Origin of the sequence: Aeromicrobium sp., from assembly GCF_023146395.1 — a bacterium.
Classification (GTDB): Bacteria; Actinomycetota; Actinomycetes; order Propionibacteriales; family Nocardioidaceae; genus Aeromicrobium.
Window position 1 is genome coordinate 1 of sequence record NZ_JAGLCD010000003.1, and the last position, 22658, is coordinate 22658.

General features: G+C 71.6%; 20 protein-coding genes and 1 riboswitch. Of the genes, 10 read left to right on the forward strand and 10 right to left on the reverse strand.

Features of this window, described 5'->3' with window-relative positions; genetic code table 11:
- Positions 1 to 291 precede the first annotated feature (291 nt).
- From KAG51_RS01840 to KAG51_RS01855, 4 genes are read left to right on the forward strand one after another with little or no spacing between them, the layout of a single operon-like run.
- Positions 292 to 1560 (forward strand): glycosyltransferase family 4 protein, encoded by a 1269-nt coding sequence (locus tag KAG51_RS01840; protein ID WP_290580029.1) that lies wholly within the window; start codon positions 292 to 294, stop codon positions 1558 to 1560.
- Positions 1547 to 2260 carry a class I SAM-dependent methyltransferase gene (locus KAG51_RS01845; RefSeq protein WP_290580031.1) on the forward strand — a complete coding sequence of 238 codons (714 nt, stop codon included), beginning with the start codon at positions 1547 to 1549 and terminating at the stop codon, positions 2258 to 2260. The genes KAG51_RS01840 and KAG51_RS01845 overlap by 14 nt, the downstream gene beginning before the upstream one ends.
- A gap of 10 nt (positions 2261 to 2270) precedes the next feature.
- The gene (locus KAG51_RS01850; RefSeq protein WP_290580033.1) at positions 2271 to 3239 is read left to right on the forward strand and encodes a prenyltransferase; all 969 of its coding nucleotides are present in this window, start codon (positions 2271 to 2273) and stop codon (positions 3237 to 3239) included.
- Entirely contained in the window at positions 3236 to 3880 is a 645-nt protein-coding gene (locus tag KAG51_RS01855; protein ID WP_290580035.1) for a class I SAM-dependent methyltransferase, read from the forward strand. Before KAG51_RS01850 ends, KAG51_RS01855 begins: the two co-directional genes overlap by 4 nt.
- Positions 3881 to 4005: 125 nt before the next feature.
- Here the strand turns inward: KAG51_RS01855 and KAG51_RS01860 are convergent, their stop codons facing one another.
- The 3 genes from KAG51_RS01860 to KAG51_RS01870 all read right to left on the reverse strand — a co-directional run bounded on the left by KAG51_RS01860 (position 4006) and on the right by KAG51_RS01870 (position 5562).
- Positions 4006 to 4410: a lipopolysaccharide assembly protein LapA domain-containing protein gene (locus KAG51_RS01860; protein ID WP_290580037.1), complete on the reverse strand. Its 405-nt coding sequence runs from the start codon at positions 4408 to 4410 to the stop codon at positions 4006 to 4008.
- A 68-nt stretch (positions 4411 to 4478) separates the two neighbouring features.
- Positions 4479 to 4715: a CsbD family protein gene (locus KAG51_RS01865; protein ID WP_363316131.1), complete on the reverse strand. Its 237-nt coding sequence runs from the start codon at positions 4713 to 4715 to the stop codon at positions 4479 to 4481.
- Positions 4716 to 4776: 61 nt separating this feature from the next.
- Complete coding sequence (locus KAG51_RS01870) at positions 4777 to 5562, reverse strand: TetR/AcrR family transcriptional regulator C-terminal domain-containing protein (RefSeq protein WP_290580039.1); 786 nt, start codon at positions 5560 to 5562, stop codon at positions 4777 to 4779.
- A gap of 158 nt (positions 5563 to 5720) precedes the next feature.
- On the opposite strand from KAG51_RS01870, the gene clpB reads away from it, so the two are divergent.
- The 3 genes from clpB (at position 5721) to KAG51_RS01885 (ending at position 10936) form a co-directional block, all read left to right on the forward strand.
- On the forward strand, positions 5721 to 8312 hold the full coding sequence (gene clpB, locus KAG51_RS01875) for an ATP-dependent chaperone ClpB (RefSeq protein ID WP_290580041.1): 2592 nt from the start codon (positions 5721 to 5723) through the stop codon (positions 8310 to 8312).
- A gap of 62 nt (positions 8313 to 8374) precedes the next feature.
- Positions 8375 to 9562, forward strand: coding sequence for a hypothetical protein (locus KAG51_RS01880; RefSeq protein WP_290580043.1), 1188 nt, complete (start codon positions 8375 to 8377; stop codon positions 9560 to 9562).
- Positions 9563 to 9571: 9 nt separating this feature from the next.
- Positions 9572 to 10936 (forward strand): NAD(P)/FAD-dependent oxidoreductase, encoded by a 1365-nt coding sequence (locus KAG51_RS01885; protein ID WP_290580045.1) that lies wholly within the window; start codon positions 9572 to 9574, stop codon positions 10934 to 10936.
- Between the two features lie 8 nt (positions 10937 to 10944).
- Here KAG51_RS01885 and KAG51_RS01890 read toward each other — a convergent pair whose 3' ends face one another.
- The 5 genes from KAG51_RS01890 to icmF form a co-directional block, all read right to left on the reverse strand.
- On the reverse strand, positions 10945 to 11697 hold the full coding sequence (locus KAG51_RS01890; protein WP_290580047.1) for a helical backbone metal receptor: 753 nt from the start codon (positions 11695 to 11697) through the stop codon (positions 10945 to 10947).
- A gap of 142 nt (positions 11698 to 11839) precedes the next feature.
- The gene (rnhA, locus tag KAG51_RS01895; RefSeq protein ID WP_290580049.1) at positions 11840 to 12289 is read right to left on the reverse strand and encodes a ribonuclease HI; all 450 of its coding nucleotides are present in this window, start codon (positions 12287 to 12289) and stop codon (positions 11840 to 11842) included.
- Positions 12286 to 12783 (reverse strand): thioesterase family protein, encoded by a 498-nt coding sequence (locus KAG51_RS01900; protein ID WP_290580051.1) that lies wholly within the window; start codon positions 12781 to 12783, stop codon positions 12286 to 12288. The genes rnhA and KAG51_RS01900 overlap by 4 nt, the downstream gene beginning before the upstream one ends.
- Before the next feature lie 20 nt (positions 12784 to 12803).
- On the reverse strand, positions 12804 to 13322 hold the full coding sequence (locus KAG51_RS01905) for a hypothetical protein (RefSeq protein WP_290580053.1): 519 nt from the start codon (positions 13320 to 13322) through the stop codon (positions 12804 to 12806).
- 198 nt (positions 13323 to 13520) lie between these two features.
- The gene (icmF, locus tag KAG51_RS01910; RefSeq protein ID WP_290580055.1) at positions 13521 to 16754 is read right to left on the reverse strand and encodes a fused isobutyryl-CoA mutase/GTPase IcmF; all 3234 of its coding nucleotides are present in this window, start codon (positions 16752 to 16754) and stop codon (positions 13521 to 13523) included.
- Positions 16755 to 16835: 81 nt separating this feature from the next.
- Here icmF and KAG51_RS01915 point away from each other — a divergent pair, with 81 nt between their 5' ends.
- Complete coding sequence (locus KAG51_RS01915) at positions 16836 to 17330, forward strand: MarR family transcriptional regulator (protein WP_290580057.1); 495 nt, start codon at positions 16836 to 16838, stop codon at positions 17328 to 17330.
- Between the two features lie 244 nt (positions 17331 to 17574).
- Here KAG51_RS01915 and KAG51_RS01920 read toward each other — a convergent pair whose 3' ends face one another.
- Both KAG51_RS01920 and KAG51_RS01925 read right to left on the reverse strand, forming a co-directional pair.
- A complete protein-coding gene (locus KAG51_RS01920; RefSeq protein WP_290580059.1) occupies positions 17575 to 18030 on the reverse strand; it encodes a GNAT family N-acetyltransferase in 456 nt (151 codons plus the stop codon).
- 4 nt (positions 18031 to 18034) lie between these two features.
- Positions 18035 to 19948 (reverse strand): acyl-CoA dehydrogenase, encoded by a 1914-nt coding sequence (locus KAG51_RS01925; protein ID WP_290580061.1) that lies wholly within the window; start codon positions 19946 to 19948, stop codon positions 18035 to 18037.
- A 50-nt stretch (positions 19949 to 19998) separates the two neighbouring features.
- Positions 19999 to 20134, forward strand: a riboswitch (cobalamin riboswitch).
- 73 nt (positions 20135 to 20207) lie between these two features.
- On the opposite strand from KAG51_RS01925, the gene KAG51_RS01930 reads away from it, so the two are divergent.
- Positions 20208 to 21791 carry a prenyltransferase/squalene oxidase repeat-containing protein gene (locus KAG51_RS01930; RefSeq protein ID WP_290580063.1) on the forward strand — a complete coding sequence of 528 codons (1584 nt, stop codon included), beginning with the start codon at positions 20208 to 20210 and terminating at the stop codon, positions 21789 to 21791.
- Entirely contained in the window at positions 21788 to 22633 is an 846-nt protein-coding gene (locus KAG51_RS01935; RefSeq protein ID WP_290580065.1) for a hypothetical protein, read from the forward strand. The genes KAG51_RS01930 and KAG51_RS01935 overlap by 4 nt, the downstream gene beginning before the upstream one ends.
- Positions 22634 to 22658: the final 25 nt, after the last annotated feature.

Below are 22658 nucleotides of genomic sequence, written 5' to 3' on the forward strand. Positions count from 1 at the left end.
GCGGGGGTCTCGGTACGCCGCTCGCAGAGCTCGCGAGCATTCGACCAGCGAGGTGGTGACCGCCGTCGTCCTGGTCGTCGAGCGGTGCGCGAGAGGCTGCCCAGATGACCTCGAACAGTCGGACCCGGCCGGTGGGAATGGGTGCCAGCACCTGACCGGGTCTCGATTCGGCCGCTCGCGGAGCTCGCGACCACTCGACCACCGGGTGGTTCGGCTCTGCGCGGTTGATTTCCCCCGGCAGCGCGGGGTGCAACTGACCGTGACAGGATTGCTGGCGAGGTCGGAGGTGGAATGCGCATCGCACTGCTGTCGTATCGCAGCAAGGAGCACAGCGGCGGTCAGGGCGTGTACGTCAGGCACCTGAGCCGTGGGCTGGCCGAGCTCGGTCACGAGGTCACGGTGTTCTCGGGACAGCCGTACCCCGAGGCCCTCGACCCGCGGGTACGGCTCGAGACCGTGCCGAGCCTCGACCTCTACCGCGATCCCGACCCGTTCCGCACCCCGCACCTGCGGGAGTTCCGCGGCCCGGTCGACGTGCTCGAGTACCTGCTGATGCTCACCGCCGCGTTCCCCGAGCCGCTGACCTTCACGCTCCGCATGGCGCGCGACCGGCGCCTCGACGAGTTCGACGTCGTGCACGACAACCAGTCGCTGGGCTACGGCCTGCTGTGGCTGCTGCGCCGGGGGATCCCGCTCGTCGCCACGATCCACCACCCCATCAGCCGCGACCGCAAGGTCGACATCGCGGCCGCCTCGCTCCGCAAGCAGATCAGCACCCGCCGCTGGTACGGGTTCGTGCGCATGCAGGCACGCGTGGCCCGGCAGCTCCCGGCGCTGCTCACGGTCTCGACCGCGTCGGCCACCGACACGATCGAGGACTTCGGGATCGACCCCGACCGCATGGCGATCGTGCCGCTGGGCGTCGACACCGACGTGTTCCGTCCGCGCGGCGAGCGGGTGCCGGGGCGCATCGTCGCGATCGCCAGCGCCGACTCCCCGCTCAAGGGCGTCGCGCACCTGCTCGAGTCCGTCGCCAAGCTGCGCGTCGAGCGCGACGTCGAGCTGCACCTCGTCTCGCGGATCGACCCCAAGAGCGCGACCGCCCGCCGTATCGAGGACCTCGGGCTCACCGGTGCCGTCACGCTGCACAGCGGGCTGTCCGACGATGCGCTCGCAGACCTGCTCGCCTCGGCCGAGGTCATGGCCGTGCCGTCGCTGTACGAGGGATTCAGCCTCCCGACCGTCGAGGCGCTCGCGTGCGGCACGCCCGTCGTGGCGAGCCGCGCCGGCGCCCTGCCCGAGACCGTCGGTGAGGCCGCCCGCCTCGTGACCCCGGGGGACGTCGGCGAGCTCACCGAGGCGCTCGGCGAGCTGCTCGACGACCCGGCCGAGCGGGACCGCCTCGCCGCCCTGGGCCTGGCCCGGGTCGAGGAGCGCTACAGCTGGACCTCGGTGGCCGCCGCCACCGTCACGGCCTACGAGACCGCCATCGCCAAGACCCAGAACGCGACCAAGACCCAGAACGCGACACAGAAGAGGAACGCCCGTGCTGACCGTTGACTTCGACCGCCTCCGTGTGGGGCGCGGCACCCGGTTCATCGACGTCGGGGCCGGGGCCGGGCGTCACTCCTTCGAGGCGCTGCGACGCGGCGCCGACGTCACGGCGTTCGACATGGACGAGGTCGAGCTCAAGGGCGTCGACGACATGTTCGGCGCGATGCAGCTCGAGGGCGAGGTGCCGCCCGGCGGCAGCGGTCGCGTCGAGGTCGGCACGATCCTCGACATGCCCTACGAGGACGGCGCGTTCGACGTCGTGCTCGCCTCGGAGATCCTCGAGCACGTGCCCGAGGACGTCACCGCGATCCGCGAGCTGACCCGCATCCTCGCGCCCGGCGGCATGCTCGCCGTGACCGTGCCGCGGTGGCTGCCGGAGAAGATCTGCTGGGCGCTCAGCGACGAGTACCACGCCAACGAGGGTGGGCACATCCGCATCTACACGGCCGACGAGCTGCGCGACAAGCTCGAGCTCACGGGGCTGACCTTCCTGCACCAGCACCACGCGCACGCCCTGCACGCGCCCTACTGGTGGATCAAGTGCGCCGTGGGTGTCGAGCGCGACCAGCACCCGCTCGTGCGGGCGTACCACCAGCTGCTCGTCTGGGACATGATGAAGGCGCCCGCCGCGACGCGCCTGGCCGAGAAGGCGCTCGACCCGCTGATCGGCAAGAGCGTCGCGCTGTACTTCACGAAGCCCTGGTGACGGGCCCGTGGTGACGCCGGACGCCCTGGCTCTGACGTCGGCCTGGGTCGCCGCGCAGCAGGAGGAGTCCGGCGCGATCCCGTGGTACTCCGGCGGTCACCTCGACCCGTGGGACCACGTGCAGGCCGCGATGGGTCTGCTGGCGTCGGGGCGCCGGGGCGCGGCCGAGCGGGGCTACCGCTGGTCGGTCTCGGCCCAGCGGTCCGACGGCACGTGGGCCGCGAAGTACGTCGCGGGGGAGGCGGTCGAGCACTACGTCGACGCCAACTTCACCGCCTACCTCGCCACCGGGGCGTGGCACCACTGGCTCACGACACGCGACGAGGCGTTCGCCCGGGAGCTGTGGCCCACGGTCGACGCCGCGATCGAGGCGGTGCTGCCGCTGCAGCGCGCCGACGGCGCCTTCGTCTGGACCCCGGGCGAGCCGGACGCGCTCGTGACGGGCAACGCCAGCATCGCCTTCTCCCTGCGGTGCGCCGGGGCCGTGGCGCGGGTCGTGGGCGCCGACCGACCGGCCTGGGCCGACGCCGCGGCCGCGGTCGCGGACGCCCTGCGCCGACCGGAGCTGTTCGAGGCCAAGCCGCACTCGATGGACTGGTACTACCCGTTGCTCGGCGCGGCCTGGACGGCCGACGACGTCGAGCGCCGCGTCAAGGACGGCTGGGACACGTTCGTCGTGCCCGGGCTCGGCATCAAGTGCGTGACCCCCAACACCTGGGTGACCGGGGCGGAGTCGTGCGAGCTCGCGCTGGCGCTCGACGCGGTCGGCCGGCACGAGGACGCCCTCCAGGTCTTCGCCGACATGCAGCACCTGCGCCACGAGGACGGCTCCTACTGGACCGGCTTCGAGTACGAGAGCGAGCAGCGCTGGCCCGACGAGCGCACGACGTGGACCGCGGCCACGGTGCTGCTCGCCCACGACGCGTTGCACGGCGTGACGCGCGGCAGCGGGCTGTTCCGCGGAGAGGGGCTCGCATGAGCACGGAGATTTTCGTGGAGATGCCGCTCCCGCCGGATCTCGCCGAGGTCGCGGCCGCGACCAAGGGCTTCCTGCCCGGCGACGAGGCCGACGCGCTGCGGGCGGTCGTCGCGGCGCACCTGCGTCCGGGCGGCCTGGCGGTCGAGATCGGCACGTACTGCGGCAAGTCGGCGATCCACCTGGGCCACGTGGCGCGCGAGGTGGGGGCGACCCTGCTGACGCTCGACCACCACCGCGGCTCCGAGGAGCAGCAGCCGGGGTGGGAGTACCACGACACCGACCTCGTCGACCCGGAGATCGGGGTCATGGACACGCTGCCGTTCGCCCGGCGGGCGCTGCACCGGGCGGGCCTGGAGGAGGTCGTGGTGCCGGTCGTGGGGCGGTCGAGCACGATCGCGGCGTTCTGGACCACGCCGCTCGACGCGGTGTTCATCGACGGCGGCCACACCGAGGAGGCCGCGCAGGCCGACTACGCCGGCTGGGCGCCGCACGTGCGCGCGGGTGGGGTGCTCGTGATCCACGACGTCTTCCCGGACCCGGCCGATGGTGGCCAGGCCCCGTTCCACGTGTACCAGCGCGCCCTGGCCGACGGCTTCACCGAGGTGCTCCACGTCGGCTCGCTCCGCGCCGTCCGCCGCTGACGTACCTCGCTGCACCGCCGGAGGGGCGGTGACCTACGCGCCAAATTTCGCCGAAGTTTGGCGCGTAGGTCACCGCTCGGGGCGGGTTTGGCGCGTGGCTCACCGCCCGGGGCGGAGGGAGGGGGTCAGCCGTTGCGGCGCAGGGAGTGGCGCAGCTGGGCGATGCGGACGCCGGCCGGGATGGCCACGAGCAGCGCACCGGCGACGGCCGCGATGAGCAGCGCCGCAGCGGCGGAGATGTTGCCGGACATCCACAGGAAGTCGATCACGATCGACTGCGAGTTCTGCACGACGAACACGACGAAGAGGATCGTGACGACCGCCAGGGCGACCGAGGAGGCCCAGACCGTGCCGGCGCGGGTGCGCTTGACGCGTCCCTTCTCGTCGAGCCCGGAGCGTCGCGGCGGTGTCGTGTCGCGCGGGGCGTCCTGCGGCACGGCGGGGTCGACGCTCGAGCCCGAGGCGGGCGTCGTGACCGGGCCGTCGGGCCCGACCTGCTCGACGGGTTCGTGGGGGGTCTTTCCGCTCATGGCTGCTCCTTCATCGGGTGCGGCGACCGGGGGCCGCACGGCGGCGGGCCCCGATCGCGGCAGAGGGGTTACTTCTTGAAGACGTCCTTGACGTCCTCGGCGGCGTTCTTGACGCTGCCCTTGGCCTGGTCCTTCTGGCCCTCGGCCTTGAGGTCGTCGTTGTTCGTCGCGTCGCCCACGGCCTCCTTGGCCTGGCCGGCGAGCTTCTCCGCGGTGTTCTTGGCCTTGTCGACGATGCCCATGACGTACTCCTTCGGATGAGGAAGCACCGGCTCTCTGCCGATGCGGCTTACGGTGTAAGCCATACTTTGAGAGTACGCCGACCCGGGCGTCTTGCAACTTGAAGCGACGTGACCCCGGTCGCGGTCAGTCCAGGTGGGCGGCGACCGAGTCGAGCAGCCGCTCCAGGCCCCGCTCGAACTCCTCGTCGAACCGGTCCTCGGCCAGGCGCTCGGCCAGCCGGTGGATCGTGGGGAACTCCGTGACCTCGATGTCGCCCTGCGGATCGATCTGGACCTGCGGCGACGTCGCCTCGGCCACGGCGTCCTGCTCGGCGTCCGTGCGAGTCGGTGAGAGGCCGCCCGGCACGGGCTCGTCGGAGGTGCCCATCGAGCCGTCGCCGTCCTGCGGGTCGCGCAGCGTCCGGGCCCCCGACTCCATGAGCAGGTAGCCGAGCAGGAAGCTGTTGAACGAGCGGTACGTGAAGAGCACCTGCTCGTCGGAGAACCCGGCACCCTGCAGCGTTGCGAGCATCGACTCGATCCAGGCCAGGGACCGCAGCGGCGGGTTGATCCACGGCGCCTCGGCCGGCCGGGTCGTGACGAGCGGGAACGCGTGCGGGTGGGCCAGTGCGTAGCGCCGCACTCCGCGGGCCAGGCGGGTCAGGTAGTCGCGCCAGCCGTCGGACGCGTCCCGGCGCACCTGCGGGTCCTGGTCGAGCTCGGCGACGATCAGCTCGACCACCAGGTCGAGCAGCTCGTCGCGGGTGCTGACGTGCTTGTAGAGCGACATGGCCTCGACGCCGAGACGTCCCGCGATCGCGCGCATCGTGGCCGCCCCGACGCCCTCGGCGTCGATGAGCTCCAGGGCCGTGCGCGTGATCAGGTCGGGATTCAGGCCCTTCGCGCGATTGCTGACCTGCCGGGCTGCCATGGCGCCATCCTTCCACGGCCGTCGGGGCGAGAGTGCGGGTCCGAGGTGCCGGACGACCTGGCCTCCGCCCTCATCGGCCAGATGGGATTGAGTGGAATAGACTCAACTTTGATGAGGTTGAACAGGATAGGTCACACACTGTCCCCAGGAGCACGCCGATGAATCTCGACACCTTCACGACTCGCAGCCAGCAGGCGCTCGCCGGCGCGATCAGCCTGGCGGCGGCCGGCGGTCACCCGGCCGTCGAACCGGCCCACGTGCTGAGCGCGCTGCTGCAGCAGGAGGGCGGCACCGCCGGCCCGCTCCTGGCCGCGGCCGGCGTCGACGCGCAGGCCGTCGCCACCGGCGTCAAGGCCGAGCTCGACGCGCTCCCGCGGGCCTCCGGCAGCACCGTCGCCTCGCCCAGCCTGAGCCGCGCGAGCCACGCCGTCCTGCAGCAGGCCCAGGAGCTCGCAGGCAGTCTCGGCGACGAGTTCACCTCGACCGAGCACCTCGTGGTCGCCCTCGCCACCGTCGCCTCGCCGACGAGCGAGCTGCTGACTCGTGCCGGCGCGGCGCCCGAGGCGCTGCAGGCCGCCTTCGAGTCGGTCCGTGGCTCCGCCCGCGCCACCAGTGCCGACGCAGAGGACTCCTACCAGTCGCTGGAGAAGTACGGCGTCGACCTCACCGAGATCGCCCGCGAGGGCAAGCTCGACCCCGTGATCGGCCGCGACTCCGAGATCCGACGCCTGATCCAGGTCCTGAGCCGGCGCACCAAGAACAACCCCGTCCTGATCGGCGAGCCCGGCGTGGGCAAGACCGCCGTCGTCGAAGGGCTCGCCCAGCGCATCGTGGCCGGCGACGTGCCCGACAGCCTCAAGGGCCGGCGCCTCATCAGTCTCGATCTTGGCGCGATGGTCGCGGGCGCGAAGTACCGCGGCGAGTTCGAGGAACGGCTCAAGGCCGTGCTGACCGAGATCAAGGAGTCCGCCGGCCAGGTCATTACCTTCATCGACGAGCTCCACACCGTGGTGGGTGCCGGCGCCGGGGGCGACTCCGCGATGGACGCCGGCAACATGCTCAAGCCCATGCTGGCGCGCGGGGAGCTGCGCATGATCGGCGCGACGACCCTCGACGAGTACCGCGAGCACCTCGAGAAGGACCCGGCCCTCGAGCGTCGTTTCCAGCAGGTGCTGGTGGGCGAGCCGAGCGTCGAGGACACCATCGCGATCCTGCGCGGCATCAAGTCGACCTACGAGGCCCACCACAAGGTCGAGATCTCCGACGCGGCCCTGGTCGCGGCGGCCTCGCTCTCGGACCGGTACATCACGGGCCGTCAGCTGCCCGACAAGGCCATCGACCTCGTCGACGAGGCCAGCAGCCGTCTGCGCATGGAGATCGACTCCAGCCCCGTCGAGATCGACGAGCTCCGCCGCGGCCTGGACCGGCTCACGATGGAGGAGCTGCACCTGGCCAAGGAGAGCGACCCGGCCAGTGTCGACCGCCTGGAGAAGCTGCGCGTCGAAAAGGCCGACAAGGCCGAGACGCTGCGGGCGCTCGAGCAACGGTGGGAGAGCGAGAAGCAGAGCCTCAACGCGGTCGGCGAGATCAAGGAGCGCATCGACGAGACGCGCATCGCCGCCGAACGCGCCCAGCGCGAGGGCGACTACGAGACCGCCAGCAAGCTCTTCTACGGCGAGATCCCTGCGATGGAGAAGCAGCTCGAGGCGGCCCAGGAGGCCGAGGCCAGCGCCGCGACCCAGGACCGCATGGTGCGCGAGGAGGTCGGCGCCGACGAGATCGCCGAGGTCGTCGCGGCCTGGACCGGCATCCCCACGGGCCGGCTGCTCGAGGGAGAGTCCGGCAAGCTCCTGCGGATGGAGGACGAGCTGGGCAGGCGGCTCATCGGCCAGAAGGCCGCCGTCACGGCCGTGTCGGACGCGGTGCGCCGCAGCCGGGCCGGCATCGCCGATCCTGACCGTCCCACCGGCTCGTTCCTGTTCCTCGGCCCCACGGGGGTGGGCAAGACCGAGCTGGCCAAGAGCCTCGCGGCCTTCCTGTTCGACGACGAGCGCGCGATGGTGCGCATCGACATGAGCGAGTACGCCGAGAAGCACAGCGTGGCCCGGCTCGTCGGCGCGCCCCCGGGGTACGTCGGCCACGAGGACGGCGGACAGCTCACCGAGGCCGTGCGGCGTCGTCCCTACTCGGTCGTCCTGCTCGACGAGGTCGAGAAGGCGCACCCGGAGGTGTTCGACATCCTGCTGCAGGTGCTCGACGACGGCCGCCTGACCGACGGCCAGGGCCGCACGGTCGACTTCCGCCAGAGCATCGTGATCCTCACGAGCAACCTCGGGTCGACGTTCCTGACCGATCCGCAGCTCGACGACCAGGCCAAGCGGTCCGCCGTGATGGACGCGGTCAAGGCGGCGTTCAAGCCCGAGCTGCTGAACCGGCTCGACGAGATCGTGACCTTCGACCCGCTCGGCACCGAGGAGCTCACGCACATCGTCGACCTCCAGCTGGCCTCGCTCCAGCGCCGGCTCGACGCGCGTCGCATCACGCTCGAGGTGAGCGACGCGGCCAAGGAGTGGCTCGCGCTGACGGGCTGGGACCCCGCCTACGGGGCGCGTCCGCTGCGCCGTCTGGTGCAGCAGGCGATCGGTGACCGGCTCGCGAAGGCGCTGCTGTCGGGGGAGGTCCTCGACGGCACGACGGTCCGTGTCGACCGCGAGGAGCACCTCGACGGTCTCAGCGTGGAACCGGCCTGAGGCCCGGATCGACGGGCTCGCGGAGATGACCGCGCTGGGGCCGGCGTGATGGGATGGGTGACATGACCGAGGAGCTCCGCAGGCCGACGGCCGTCACCCTGGCCTGCGCCGGCGCCGCGTTCGCGGCGTTCCTCGTGCTCACCAGCACGATCGGGCTGCTGGCCGACTGGGGCTCGCTGGAGCTCCAGGAGGTCGTCACGGAGGTCATCGACGAGGCCGGACTCGCCGGGAGCCTCTCGCTCGACACGGCGCTGTCCTGGCTGCAGGCCTGGTTCTACGTCGTGCTCGTGCTCGCCATCGCGGTCATGGTGCTTGCGGCCTACACCGTGCGCGGCGACCGGCCCTCACGCATCGCCCTCACGGCGCTGTGCGGTTTCGGCGGCGTCGTGGGCGCGATGTTCGGGGCGATCCTGCCCGGCATCGTGCTGATCGCGGCCACCTTCATGCTCTGGTGGCCCGAGGCCCGCGTCTGGTTCGACCTGAAGAACGGGCGCACCCCCTCACCGGAGCTCGTCGCCCGCGCCCGGGCACGCCAGGGGCTCGGCGACCAGCGTCAGCGCGACGCCAACGTCGACGCGCTGACGGGTCGAGCGCCGCTGCCGCCCCAGCACCCGCGTGCCGGCGTTCCCGACGGCCCGCCACCTCGGGTCTCCGGCGTCGCCCCGCCGCCTCCGCAGCAGCCGTGGCCCGCGCAGCACGGCGCGCACCAGACGCCGGCCGGATGGGGTCCGCCCCTGCCGGTCGTGCCGCATCGCCGGGGTCTGCCGGGTGCGCTCGTGGCCGGCGCCGTCACGATGATCGTGGGGAGCCTCGTCACGGCCCTCTCGACCGGGTCCATCGCGTTCCTCTACCTGGTGCGGGAGGCCGCGCCGGGCTTCTACGACGAGGCCGTGACCGGCAACGACCCGCTGCTGGACCTCGCGCCGCGCCTGGCGCGGGGCGACGACGCCGTGGTGCTGGCGATCGCCGTGCTGACGGCGTTCGCCCTCGCCGCACTGGCCGCCACGGGGGTCGCGATCGGCCTGCTGATGGGCCGCCGACGGCTCCTGACCGCCGCGATCGTGCTGACGATCCTCGGGGCTGCGGCCAGCGCCGCCGTGGCGCCGTCGGTGTTCGGGGCCCTGCTCGTCACGGCCGCGTGCATCGCCACCTACGTGCTGCTGCGCCACCCGTCCGTGCGGGTGTGGGCGGCCGGTGAGTCCCGTCACGTCGGGCCCTCCCAGATGCTCGACCCGCCTCCCCGCTCGTAGACTGAGGGCATGACCGATCGACAGCCGACCATGCCGAAGCGTCCGCACGTCGTGGTGGTCGGAGGCGGCTTCGGCGGCCTCGCCCTGGTCCGCAAGCTCAAGCGCGCCGACGTGTCGATCACGCTGATCGACCGCCACACGTACAACACGTTCCAGCCGCTGCTCTACCAGGTCGCCACCGCGAGCCTGAACCCCGGCGACATCACCTGGTTCCTGCGCGCGGTGCGCTCGCGCCAGCGCAACGTGCGCTTCCTCAAGGGCATCGTCACCGGCATCGACCACGACCAGAAGCTGCTGCGCCTGCACGGCGACGTGTCGGTCTCCTACGACTACCTGGTGCTGGCCAACGGCGTCACCACGAACTTCTTCGGCACCCCGGGCGCCGAGGACTTCGCGATCCCGCTCTACAAGCGCTCGCAGGCGCTCGAGGTCCGCGACCGGCTCTTCGCCAGCCTGGAGGAGTTCGCGATCAACGGCCAGGAGTCCGATCTGCGGATCGTGGTCGTCGGCGGTGGCGCCACCGGTGTCGAGACCGCGGGTGCGTTCGCGGAGTTCCGCAACAACGACATGCCCACGACGTATCCCGAGCTCGACCGCGCCCGGATCCACGTCACGCTGCTGGAGATGGCGCCGGACGTGCTCGGTCCGTTCCACGAGAAGCTGCGTGCCTACGCGAAGCGGTCGCTCGAGAAGCGCGAGGTCGACCTGCGCCTCAACACCGCCGTCAAGGAGGTCCGCTCCGACGGTGTGCTCGTCGAGCACGACGGCCAGGAGGAGTTCCTCGAGGCCGGCATCGTCGTGTGGGCCACGGGCGTCACGGCCCACCCCACGGTGCTCGACTGGAACGTGCCGCAGGGGCGCGGCGGCCGCATCGAGGTCGACGAGCACCAGGCCGTCAACGGGCTCGAGAACACGTTCGCGATCGGCGACATCTCGATCGGCCCCTCGTCGCTGCCGCAGCTGGCGCAGCCGGCGATCCAGGGTGGCAAGCACGTCGGCAAGCTCATCAAGGCCGACCTCAAGGGCAAGCGCGCGGGCGTCAAGCCGTTCAAGTACTCCGACAAGGGCACGATGGCCACGATCGGCAAGTCGTCGGCCGTCGCCGAGATCACGCACCTGCCCCGCCTGACCGGATTCCCGGCGTGGATCATCTGGGTCGGGCTGCACGTCGCCACCCTGCTCGGGAACCGCAACCGCCTCGCCACGATGATCAACCTCGGCAGCAAGTACCTCTTCAGCGGCAGCCACAATGCGATCGTGGGCGAAACCCCCTACGTCGTGGCCAAGCACGAGATGCACATCACCCCCGCGGTCAAGAAGGCCCAGGTGCGCCGGGTCGAGGCGCGCAAGCAGGCCCAGAGCGCGCAGAAGTAGTCCGGGGCTCAGCCCAGGGTGCGGCGGGCCTCGAGCATCGCGGGGCCGTACCAGGTCAGCAGGCGGCCCGACACGAGTCGGGTCGGCGCGGACGTGAACGCCTCGGGTCCGTCGTCGGCGGTGAACACGTAGGGCTCGTCCGGCAGCAGCACCAGGTCGATCTCGGCGCGGTCGAGCCGGTCGAGCTCGACCCGGGGGTACCGGTCGACCTCGGCGTCCGGATCGGGATCGGCGCCGAAGTGGTTGGCGTAGCCGAGCCGCCGCAGCAGGTCGTCGGTGTAGGTGCGGGGACCGACCACCATCCACGGGTCGCGCCAGATCGGGACGGCGACGGTGCCGCGCGCCGCGACCGGTTCGGCCCACGCGCGGCCGGCCTCCTCGAGCCAGCCCGGCACGCCCCAGCCGAACGCCTCGTCGAAGAGCCGTCGCATCGACGTGAGGGCCTCGTCGACGGTCTCGATGCGCGTGACCCACACCGGCACGCCGGCGTCGCGCAGGCGTCGCACGTCGAGCTCGCGGTTCTCCTCCTGGTTCGCCACGACGAGATCGGGAGCCAGCGCCTCGATGGCCGCGCGGTCGGGGTTCTTCGTGCCCCGGACCCGCGGGACGTCGAGGTCCGTGGGGTGCGTGCACCAGTCCGTCGCGCCCACGAGCGCCTCCCGCCGGGTGGCGGCGATGGCCTCGGTGAGCGACGGCACGAGGCTCACGACCCGGCGGACGGGGCGGTCGATGGCCAGCTCGGTGCCCAGGTCGTCATGCATGTGCTCCACGTTCTCACGTCCGGGCGGTGATGCTCGTCTATCGAGGCCCCTGGGCGGTGACGTACTCGTCTATCGGGGCCGCCGATCGGCGAGCAGCTCACCGCCCGGCGGGGTGATCGGCGAGCAGGTCACCGCCCAGGGGTCAGAGGAGGGTGCGGGCCGCGGCGCTGGCGAGGCGGTCGGCGATCTCGTTGTCGCGATCGCCGGCGTGGCCCTTGACCCAGTGCCACGTGACCTCGTGCCGCTCGCAGGCCGCCACGAGCTCGCGCCACAGGTCGGCGTTCTTGACCGGCTGCTTCGCCGAGGTGCGCCAGCCGTTGCGCTGCCAGTTCGCGACCCAGCTCATGATGCCGTTGCGGACATAGGTCGAGTCGGTGCGCAGGTCGACGCGCGACGGCTGCTTGAGCGCCTCCAGTGCACGGATCGCGGCCGTGAGCTCCATGCGGTTGTTGGTCGTGTCGGGCTCGGCGCCGGAGAGCTCCTTCTCGTGCTGACCCGCGCGCAGGATCGCGCCCCAGCCGCCGGGCCCGGGATTGCCCAGGCACGCGCCGTCGGTCGAGATCTCGATGCGGGGCCGGTCGTCGGTCGTCACCGGCGGATCCCGAGCGCCCCGCTGATCGGCAGACGCAGGTCCGCCGAGTCCGCCAGCGCGGCGTCGATCTTGGCGGCGACGTCGTCGGGAAAGGGCACCGGACGGCGCGTCGAGAAGTCGACGTGGACGACCAGCGTCTCGGTGACGCACGCGATCTGGCCCCGGGTCGTGTTGAGGACGACCGAGGCCAGGTGCAGCGCCCGGGACCCGCGATCGATGGCCCGGGCGACCATGGCGAGCTCATCCCCGGCGTGCGACTCGGCGAGGAAGCGCAGGTGCTGCTCGGCGGTGAACGTGGTCATGCCGCGCTCGGCGATGTAGCCGTCGGGCATCCCGAGGGTGGTCTCGTTGAGTGACCACATCGCCCGTCCACCGAACGTGTAGTAGTGGCTGATGTTCATGTGGCCGTTGAGGTCCAGGTGCTCCGGACCGACGACCGCGGTGGAGGTCGGGTCGAGGGCCGCCAGCTGCTCATAGGTCGCGAAGTCACTCACGCCTGCACGGTACCGGCGGCTCAGGCGGGCGGCGGTGCGGGCCTGTCAGGTGCTCCGCCCTCAGCCGCCGGCGGTGCCACCGGGGGCGAGACGCGATCGGTCGACGCGGGCGGACCCGCCGGAGGGGCAGGATCGACCGGCGGCGGAGGGGTGCGGGCCGGGTCGGTCAGCGCGGGGCCGTCGGTCGGCGTCCCGGCGTCCGGGTCCAGACGCTCCGCCTCGGCCAGACGGTCCTGGGCGACGCCCGAGGTCTCGGCCGCCTCGTGCTCCAGGTCGTCGGCCTGGGACTCGAGGCGTTCGGCCGTGAGCCGTGCCTGTTCGGCGTCGGCGCGCGCCGCGGCCGCGCCGGCCTCGGACTGCCGCGCAGCGACGGTGGCCTCGTGCGCTTCGTCGCGCAGCTGGGCGGTTTCCTCCCGCCGGCGCTGCTCGTCGCGCTGACGGCGACGGTCGGCCCCCGCGCGCCGCGCGATCAGGGCGACCACCGCGAGGACCACCACGACGGCGGCGACGGCGATGACGATCCAGACCCAGGCATCCATCAGGCTTCCCCCTCGTGCGGGCCCAGGAGCGCGCCGGGAGGCGCGTGCGTGTCGAGGACCCTGCCCTGTCCTTGCTACCGCAGGAACCGTGCGGGCGCGCGCCGAGCACTCCCACGGAGCCCCCAGAGATGGTGGCCGGTGGGTCGGCACGACCCGGGTGAATCGCCCGTCGGCCACCACATCTGGGGAAGCCGGGCGCTAGACGTTCCGGCGGTACTGCCCGCCGACCTCGAAGAAGGCGTCGGTGACCTGCTGCAGCGAGCAGACCCGGGCCGCGTCGACCAGGACCGCGAAGACGTTCTCGCCCGTCACGGCCGCCTCCTTGAGCCGCGAGATCGCCTCGGCGGCCTCGCTGGAGTGCGTCGTCTGGAACTCGCGCACTCGGGTCAGCTGACCCTGCTTCTCGGTCTCCGTGGCGCGGGCGAGCTCGATCGTCTGCGGCTCCTCGTCCTCCACGTGCGGCTTCCGGAAGGTGTTGACGCCGATGATCGGCAGCGACCCGTCGTGCTTGCGGTGCTCGTAGAGCATCGACTCGTCCTGGATGCGGCCTCGCTGGTAACCCGTCTCCATCGCGCCGAGCACGCCGCCGCGCTCGTTGATCGCGTCGAACTCCTCGAGCACGGCCTTCTCGACCAGGTCGGTGAGCTCGTCGATGATGAACGAGCCCTGCAGCGGGTTCTCGTTCATCGCCAGGCCCCACTCGCGGTTGATGATGAGCTGGATCGCCAGGGCACGTCGCACCGACTCGGCGCTCGGGGTCGTGACGGCCTCGTCGTACGCGTTGGTGTGCAGGCTGTTGGCGTTGTCGTAGATCGCGATGAGCGCCTGCAGGGTCGTGCGGATGTCGTTGAAGTCCATCTCCTGTGCGTGGAGCGACCGGCCCGAGGTCTGCACGTGGTACTTGAGCTTCTGGCTGCGGTCGTTCGCGCCGTACTTCTCCTTCATCGCGATGGCCCAGATGCGGCGGGCCACGCGGCCGAGCACCGAGTACTCCGGGTCCATCCCGTTGGAGAAGAAGAACGACAGGTTCGGCGCGAAGTCGTCGATGTCCATGCCGCGCGCCAGGTACGCCTCGACGTAGGTGAAACCGTTCGCGAGCGTGAAGGCGAGCTGGCTGATGGGGTTCGCCCCGGCCTCGGCGATGTGATAGCCGGAGATCGAGACCGAGTAGAAGTTGCGGACGCCCTCGGCGATGAACCACTCCTGGATGTCGGCCATCATCCGCAGGCTGAACTCGGTGGAGAACAGGCACGTGTTCTGGCCCTGATCCTCCTTGAGGATGTCGGCCTGCACCGTGCCGCGGACGTTCTTGAGCGCGTACGAGCGCAGCTCGGCGTGCTCGGCCGCATCGGGCTCGCGGCCCTGCTCCTCGCGGAAGCGGTCGACCTGCTGGTCGATCACGGTGTTGAGGAAGAACGCGAGCACGGTGGGCGCCGGGCCGTTGATCGTCATCGAGACCGAGGTGCTGGGTGAGGCCAGGTCGAAGCCGTCGTAGAGCACCTTCATGTCGTCGAGGGTCGCGACGGACACGCCGGACGTGCCGACCTTGCCGTAGATGTCGGGACGCTCGTCGGGGTCACGGCCGTAGAGCGTGACCGAGTCGAACGCGGTCGAGAGCCGCGTGGCGTCGCCGTCCTCGCTCAGCAGCTTGAAGCGACGGTTGGTGCGGAAGGGGTCGCCCTCGCCGGCGAACATGCGCGCCGGGTCCTCGCCGTCACGCTTGAACGGGAAGACGCCCGCCGTGTACGGGAAGTAACCCGGCAGGTTCTCGCGGCGCCAGAAGCGCACGAGCTCGCCGTGGTGGCGGAAGCGCGGCAGCGACACGCGCGGGACCTTGTTGCCCGAGAGCGACTCGCGGGTCAGGCGCGTGTGGATCTCCTTGTCGCGCACCTTCACGACCTGCTCGTCGCCGGAGTACGACTCCACGACGGCAGGCCAGCCGGTGATCTGGTCGGAGATCGCGTGCGGCACCTCCTTGCGGGCCGCCTCCAGCAGGCCCTCGACCGACGTCGCGTCGACCTCGGCGCGCTCGAGCTCGGCTGCCGTGAGCTCGAGCCGCTGCACGCGATCGGCGGCGTCGGCGAGCTTCTCGGTCTCGGCATGGAACTCGCGCACGGTCTCGGTGACCTCGGCGAGGTAGCGCACCCGCTCCGGCGGCACGACCTGGCGGATGCCGCTGGAGTGGCGCACGTCGACCGCCGGCAGCACGCCCTCGTCGAGGGCGAGCCCGCCGTCGCCGAGGATGCTGCGCAGGTGCTGGTAGAGCGCCGTCACGCCGTCGTCGTTGAACGTCGCGGCCGAGGTGCCGAAGACCGGCATGTCCTCGGGCCGCTTGCCGAAGGCCTCGCGGTTGCGCACGAGCTGACGGCCCACGTCGCGCAGCGCGTCCTTGGCGCCGCGGCGCTCGAACTTGTTGATCGCGACGACGTCGGCGAAGTCGAGCATGTCGATCTTCTCGAGCTGCGACGCGGCGCCGAACTCCGGCGTCATGACGTACAACGAGTGGTCGACGAACGGCACGATCGCGGCATCGCCCTGGCCGATGCCAGGGGTCTCCACGACCACGAGGTCGAAGCCGGCGGCCTTCGTGACGGCGATGACGTCGGTGAGGGTCTCGGGCAGCTCGTGCGCGCCGCGGGTAGCCAGCGAGCGGAAGAACACGCGGTCGCCGTCGAGGGAGTTCATCCGGATGCGGTCGCCCAGGAGCGCGCCGCCGCCGCGGCGGCGGGTGGGGTCGACCGCGATGACGGCCACGCGGAGCTTGTCCTGCTGGTCGACGCGCAGACGGCGGACCAGCTCGTCGGTCAGCGAGCTCTTGCCCGAGCCGCCGGTGCCGGTGATGCCGAGCACCGGGGTCGCGTGGGACGCGGCGCTCGCGAGCAGTCGCTCGCGTGCGTCGTCGGAGAGCCGTCCGGCCTCGGCGGCGGTGAGCGCACGGGCGATCGCCGCCCGGTCGCCGGCGAGCACGGCGTCGACGTCGAGCGGGCCGAGGTCGTTGAGGTCGAAGGCGCAGGCGTCGACGACCTCGGCGATCATGCCGGGCAGTCCCAGACGCTGGCCGTCCTCGGGGCTGAAGATCGTGACCCCGGCCTCGCGCAGCCGCGCGATCTCCTCGGCCACGATGACGCCGCCGCCACCGCCGACGACCTTGACGTGACCGGCGCCCTGGGCGCGCAGGGACTCCACGAGGTACTCGAAGTACTCGACGTGGCCGCCCTGGTAGCTCGAGACCGCGACACCCTGCACGTCCTCCTCGATCGCCGCGGTGACGACCTCGGCGACGGAGCGGTTGTGCCCGAGGTGGATGACCTCGGCGCCCTGTGACTGCATGATGCGCCGCATGATGTTGATGCTCGCGTCGTGGCCGTCGAACAGGGCCGACGCGGTGACGAGGCGAACGGGGGGGCGATCGCTCGGGTTACTGGTGCTCATGCGGCTCAACTCCTGGGGACCAAGTGCTCGGAAGTCCGATACTTTGACATCCTACTAAATTCTGACGGTACGCTCCAGTCCATGCCAGGACTGGACTTCGATCCCATCGAGCGCGCTGGTGAGCTCTGGGAGAAGCACGTGGGCCCGGCCGACTCGATGCGGCTCGCGACGTCCCTGATGCGCGTGCACCAGCTGGTGCTCGCGGAGCTGGATGCGGCGGTCAGACCCCATGGCATCACCTTCGCACGGTTCGAAGTGCTGCGGCTGCTGTCTTTCAGCTCTCGAGGCTCGCTGCCGCTGAGCAAGATCGGCCAGCGCCTCATGGTCCATCCGACCTCGGTGACCAACGTGATCGACCGGCTCGCGGCCGATGGTCTGGTCGACCGTGAGGCCGACGCGGCCGACCGCCGCCGGGTGCTCGCCTCCCTCACCGAGGAGGGGCGCGTCGTGCTCGACGCGGCCACCGAGTCGCTCATGCGGATCGACTTCGGCCTGCAGGCCCTCCCGGTCGAGCAGCAGCGCGCGGCGTTCACGATCCTCCGCGTCCTGCGGGAGACCGACTTCGAGGGCGGCTGACGCCGAAGACGCAGTCTGCGCGTCAGGGTGTCCGCGACGCAGTCGCGCTTCCCGGTCGTCGAGTGGCGTCCGAGGAACGAGGACGGCGTATCGAGACGCTGCCCGCGTGATCGTGGGCGGTGGCACCGGCCGGTGGCACCGCTTGCCGTCACCTGACCGGGTCTCGATACGCCGGCTCGCCAGGGCTCGCCGAGCACTCGACCAGCGACTGGGTCACCACCGGGTGGTGCGGCTCAGCGTCGTCTCAGAGCTCGCGCCAGAGGTAGAAGGCGCGCTCGGCGGTGATGGGGTCGCTCTGGGTGAAGCCGTGACGCAGGTAGAACCTCAGGGCGTCGACGTCGGGCTCGTCGACCCCGATCTCGACCATCCCCGCGCCCCGCTCTTCGGCGTCGGCCAGCAGGCGGGTGATCAGCGCCGCGCCGAGCCCGCCGCCGCGCAGCGCCGGGCGCACGTAGAGCTCCTCGAGCATCACGACCGGGCCCTCGTACCAGACGCTGGGGCGCTCGACCGTGAGGGACAACCCGTCCGGCCCGTCGCCGACGAGCAGCACCCGAACCGCACCCGACTCGAGCTTGCTGCGGACCCGCCCCGTCAGCTCCTCGACCGGCGGCACCGGGGTCTCGAACTCGGTGTTGAAGTCCCACAGCATCTGCGCGACGGCGTCGGCATCGGACGCCGTGGCCAGGCGGACCTCGGTCATCGGCTCAGGCTTCGCCCTCGGTGTCGAGCAGGAACGCCGCCCCGAGCGTGGACTCGGGGATGCCGAAGCCCTCGACGAGGGTCAGCAGGTGCGGGCGCAGCTTGTCGAGCTGCTCGTTGAGCAACGACGTGACGGTCTTGGCCCGCGCGTCGGAGAGGCGGTTGTGCCCCATGAACCACGCCAGGTCCTCCTCGATCACGCTGAGCGCGTAGAGCGTGCAGACCTCGCGGAGCAGGTCGGCCGCCTCCTCGTCCTCGCACCGCGCGATACCGGCGGTAAACGCCTCCAGCACGATGCGGTCGATGTGGACGCGGCCGCACCGGATGACGTGGTCCTGGGCGTTGTTGAAGATGCGGAACGCCTCGGCGCCGTCGGCCCCGGACGCGCGCTGCAGCCGGCGGGCCGCGGTCTCGATGACGTGCTGCTCGCGATCCTCGAACAGGCTCAGCTGCGTGCCGCGGTCGAGCAGGTCGTGGTCGTCGTCGCCCCCGGGGCGGGCGTCGATCAGGCGCTGGATCAGCTGCGACGCGGCCGTGCGCTCGCGCACGACGTCGGTGACGGTGCTGGCCACGAACTTGACCATGCCGAGCGGGTCGAGGCCGCCGACCTCGTGGGCGTAGGCGGTCAGCAGCTCCTTCGCGACGAGCTGCAGCATGACGTGGTTGTCACCCTCGAACGTCGTGAAGACGTCGATGTCGCCCCGCAGGGTCGAGATGCGGTTCTCGGCGAGGTAGCCGGCCCCGCCGCACAGCTCGCGCGACTCCTGCACGGACCGCGACGCGTGCCAGGTCAGGATGGCCTTGAGCCCCGCGGCGCGCCCCTCGAGCTCGCGCTGCTGCTGCGCGTCGGGATCGGTCGAACGCTGCAGGCGGTCCATGCGGGCCACCTGCTGGTTCTGCGCGAACCGGTAGGCGTAGCCGCGCGCGATGAGCGGCAGCAGCCGGCGCTGGTGCATCCGGTAGTCGGCCAGGAGCGCCTCCTCGCCGCCGGGCGGACCGAACTGGCGGCGCTTGAGCGCGTAGCGGCCCGCGATGCTGAGCGCGACCTCGGAGGCCGCGAGGGCCGATCCGCCCACGCTGATGCGGCCGCGGATCAACGTGCCGAGCATCGTGAAGAAACGCTTGCCGGTGTCGTCGATCGGCGAGCTGTAGGCGCCGTTCTCGTCGACGTTGCCGTACCGGTTGAGCAGGTTGCCGCGCGGGATGCGCACCTGGTCGAAGGTGATGCGACCGTTGTCGACGCCGCGCAGACCACCCTTGTGGTGGTCGTCGGCCGTCGAGACGCCCGGCATGTCCTGCCCGTTCTCGTCCCGGATCGGCACCAGGAAGCAGTGCACGCCGTGGCTCTCGCCGCGCGTCACGAGCTGGGCGAACACCGCGGCGATCGAGGCGTGCCGGGCGGCGTTGCCGATGTAGTCCTTCGTGGCGCTCGGCGTGGGGGAGTGGACCACGAACTCCTCGGTCTGCGGGTCGTACGTCGCGGTGGTCTCCAGCGCCTGCACGTTGCTGCCGTGCCCGATCTCGGTCATCGCGAAGCAGCCGACGAGGTCGAGGTCGATGATCCGGGGGATGAGCTCGTGGTGGCGCTCGGTGCCGAGGTTCTCGACCGCGCCGCCGAACAACCCCCACTGCACCCCGGCCTTGACCATGAGGGAGAGGTCGAACTGCGCCAGCATCTCGATGCCCGTGACGGCCATGCCCGGGTCGCCCGTGCCGCCGTGCGACTCGCGGAAGCCCGCCGCGGGGACGCCCGTCGGCACGAGATCCTTGAGCTGGGCGAACGTGTGGTCGCGCGCCCCCTCGAGGTCGAGGTCGGGGTCGACGGCGAGATCGAGCTCCGCGAGGCGCTCGCGCGACTCCTCGCGGACGTGCCGCCACTTGCCGTCGAGGGAGATCCGGAGCTCATCTGCCAGCGTCATGCTGTCCACGGTAGTGGGGCGACGATGATCCCGCGCGGGCGCAATCGTGGTAGTTTTCACGTGCCTTCGGGCATCCATCTCATCTCTTGCGTCCAGGGGAAGCCGGTCCAAGTCCGGCGCTGACCCGCAGCCGTAGGCCACCTCGCGTGGCGAGCCGGAGCACCTGCCGCAGGACAGACCTCCAACGCTGTCGCGGAACGCAGCGGGTCGCGCCGGAGCCCCGGTCCGTCCCGCTCATGCAGCGGGAAGGACCCACATCATGACCGTTCGTCGCTCACGTCTCGCGGCCCTCGCCATCGGCGCGGTTGCGCTCCCCGTGCTGCTCGCCCCGTCCGCGGGCGCCGCCCCGTCGGCCACGTCGGGCCAGGAGGTCGCCGATGCCGGTGCCTGGCTCGCGCCCCACGTCGCCTCCGGCGTGTACAGCTACGACAGCGGATTCGGCGACTACCCCGACTACGGCCTGAGCCTCGACATCGTCTCGGCCCTGCATCAGCTGGGAGTCCAGCCCGCGGCCCAGGCCGCCGTGCTCGACGGTTTGGCTGCCGAGCCTGAGGCCTACGGCGTCGGCAGCGCTGGCGGTGCCGGCAAGCTTGCCACCGTCTTGCAGCAGACCAGCCGCGACGCGAGCGACCTCGGAGGTCGTGACGTGCTGGCGGAGGTCGTCGACATGGTCGTCACCGACGCGGGCCCCGAGCTTGGCCGGGGAGTCGACGCCAGCCCCTGGGGCGACTACAGCTCCGGCTTCACGCAGCCCTTCGTCGTCTCGGCGCTCAGTCTGGCCGGCGATCCGCTCGCGGACGACGCCACCGACTTCCTCACCCGTCAGCAGTGCGCCGACGGAGGGTTCCGTGACGTGTACAGCGAGGTCGATCCGACCACCTTCGCCAACGCGGCCTACCTCGATCCCGCGACGTCCTGCGAGTCAGATCTCGATTCAACGCTGTTCGCCATGACGGCGCTGCAGCTCGCCCAGGCCGAGGGCGCGGCGGGCCTTGGTACCAACCTCTCGGACGCGACCACCTACCTCCTCGCGCAGCAGTCCACGGACGGTTCGTTCGACGGGGCCGGTTTCGCGGGCACCAACTCGACAGGTCAGGCCGCGCGCGTCCTGGCGGTGCAGGGTCAGGCTGCCGCAGCGCTCAAGGCCGCCGACTGGGTCCGCGGCCGGTTCGTCACCCCTGCCCTCGCGCCGGCTGGCAGCCCGCTGGCCGGTGAGGTGGGTGCCTTCGCCAAGGACTCCGCGCAGTTCACCGACGCCCTGACCTACGGCATTGAGCCTGCCCAGCGCCACGAGTGGGTGCGCGCCTCGTCGCAGGCTGCACTGGCTCTGCAGATCAACCCCGCCAGCGGTTCGGTCGTCGTGACCGGCGCGCCGGCCGAAGCCTCGGCCGGGTCGGACGTGGCGCTGACGCTGTCCGGCTTGGCGCCCCACGAGACCGTCCAGGTCCAGTTCGAGAGCTCCGCAGGTGCGGGCCGTTCGGTCGGCTTCGCGGCCGTCGCCCTGCCGACCACCGTGGTGGCCAACGCTGCGGGAACCGCGACGGTCTCCGTCACGCTGCCGGCCGCCCTGGGGCCGCAGTCCATCCTGGTGACCGGGCTGGGCACGGGCCGCACGGGCACCGTGGACATCACGGTGCTGGCGGCGGCACCCGGCGATGGCACCACCGGCGGAGGCACCGCCGGGGGCGGTGCGGAGGGCTCCGGTGCCGCGTCGGACGCCACGGCCGCGCGCCGTGATGGTCGGCTGCCGGACACCGGTGCGCCGGTCGATCTGCTTCTCGTGACGCTCGCGGCGGCTGCCGTCGCGGCTGGTGCCGTGATCGTGAGGCGCGCGCGGGCATGACGTCCTCGCGGCGACTCCCGGCCGGCGCGCTGGTGCCGGCTATCGTGACCTCGCTCCTGGCCGCACTGCTGGTCGTGCTCGTCCCGCAGCCGGCGCAGGCGGCGGCCTGTACGGCCGGTAGCGGGGTGACCGTCGTCGTGCAGGGCGGCCCCGTCAACAGCACGACCTGTCTGAACGTCTCAAGCACGACGGCGCTGTCGGCGCTGCGCTCGGTGTACTCCGTCACGCCGGCCGGGGGCAACGGACAGGGTGCCATCTGCCGCATCGACAACTACCCGGGCCCGGACCAGGAGTCCTGCATGAGCATGCCGCCGGCCAGCGCCTACTGGTCGATCCACCACTCGCGCGGTGGCACTGGCTCGTGGTCCTACTCCAACTCGGGGGCGGGCTCGCTGACCCTGCGCTCAGGTGACTGGGTGGGCTTTCGCTTCGGGTCGGGCGGTGCACCGTCGGTCACGCCCCGCGGCCCGGCTGCGCCGTCGCCCGCTCCCACGCAGCCGCCGGCATCGGGTGGCTCCGGTGGCTCGGGCTCGGGCAACGGCCCCGGATCGACCGGTGGGGCCGGCGGATCTGCCCCGGCCCCCTCGGCGGATCCCACCGTCGCGCCCGGCGAGACTCCGGGGGCGACGCCCGACGCGGAGCCGTCCGCCGACGCGAGCGCCGGTCCGTCCTCGGCCGCCACCGCGGCCGAGGAGCGTGACGACAAGACCCGCGCCACGAGCAGCAGTGTCGACGAGCAGGACGGCAGCGGACCCTGGGGCCTCGTGGTGGCGGTGCTCCTGGTCGCTGGTGTCGTGGCTGCCGCGATCGTGGTCAACCGACGCCGCCAGTCCGGCGCCTGAGCCGTATCGTCGAGCGGTGGCCCGG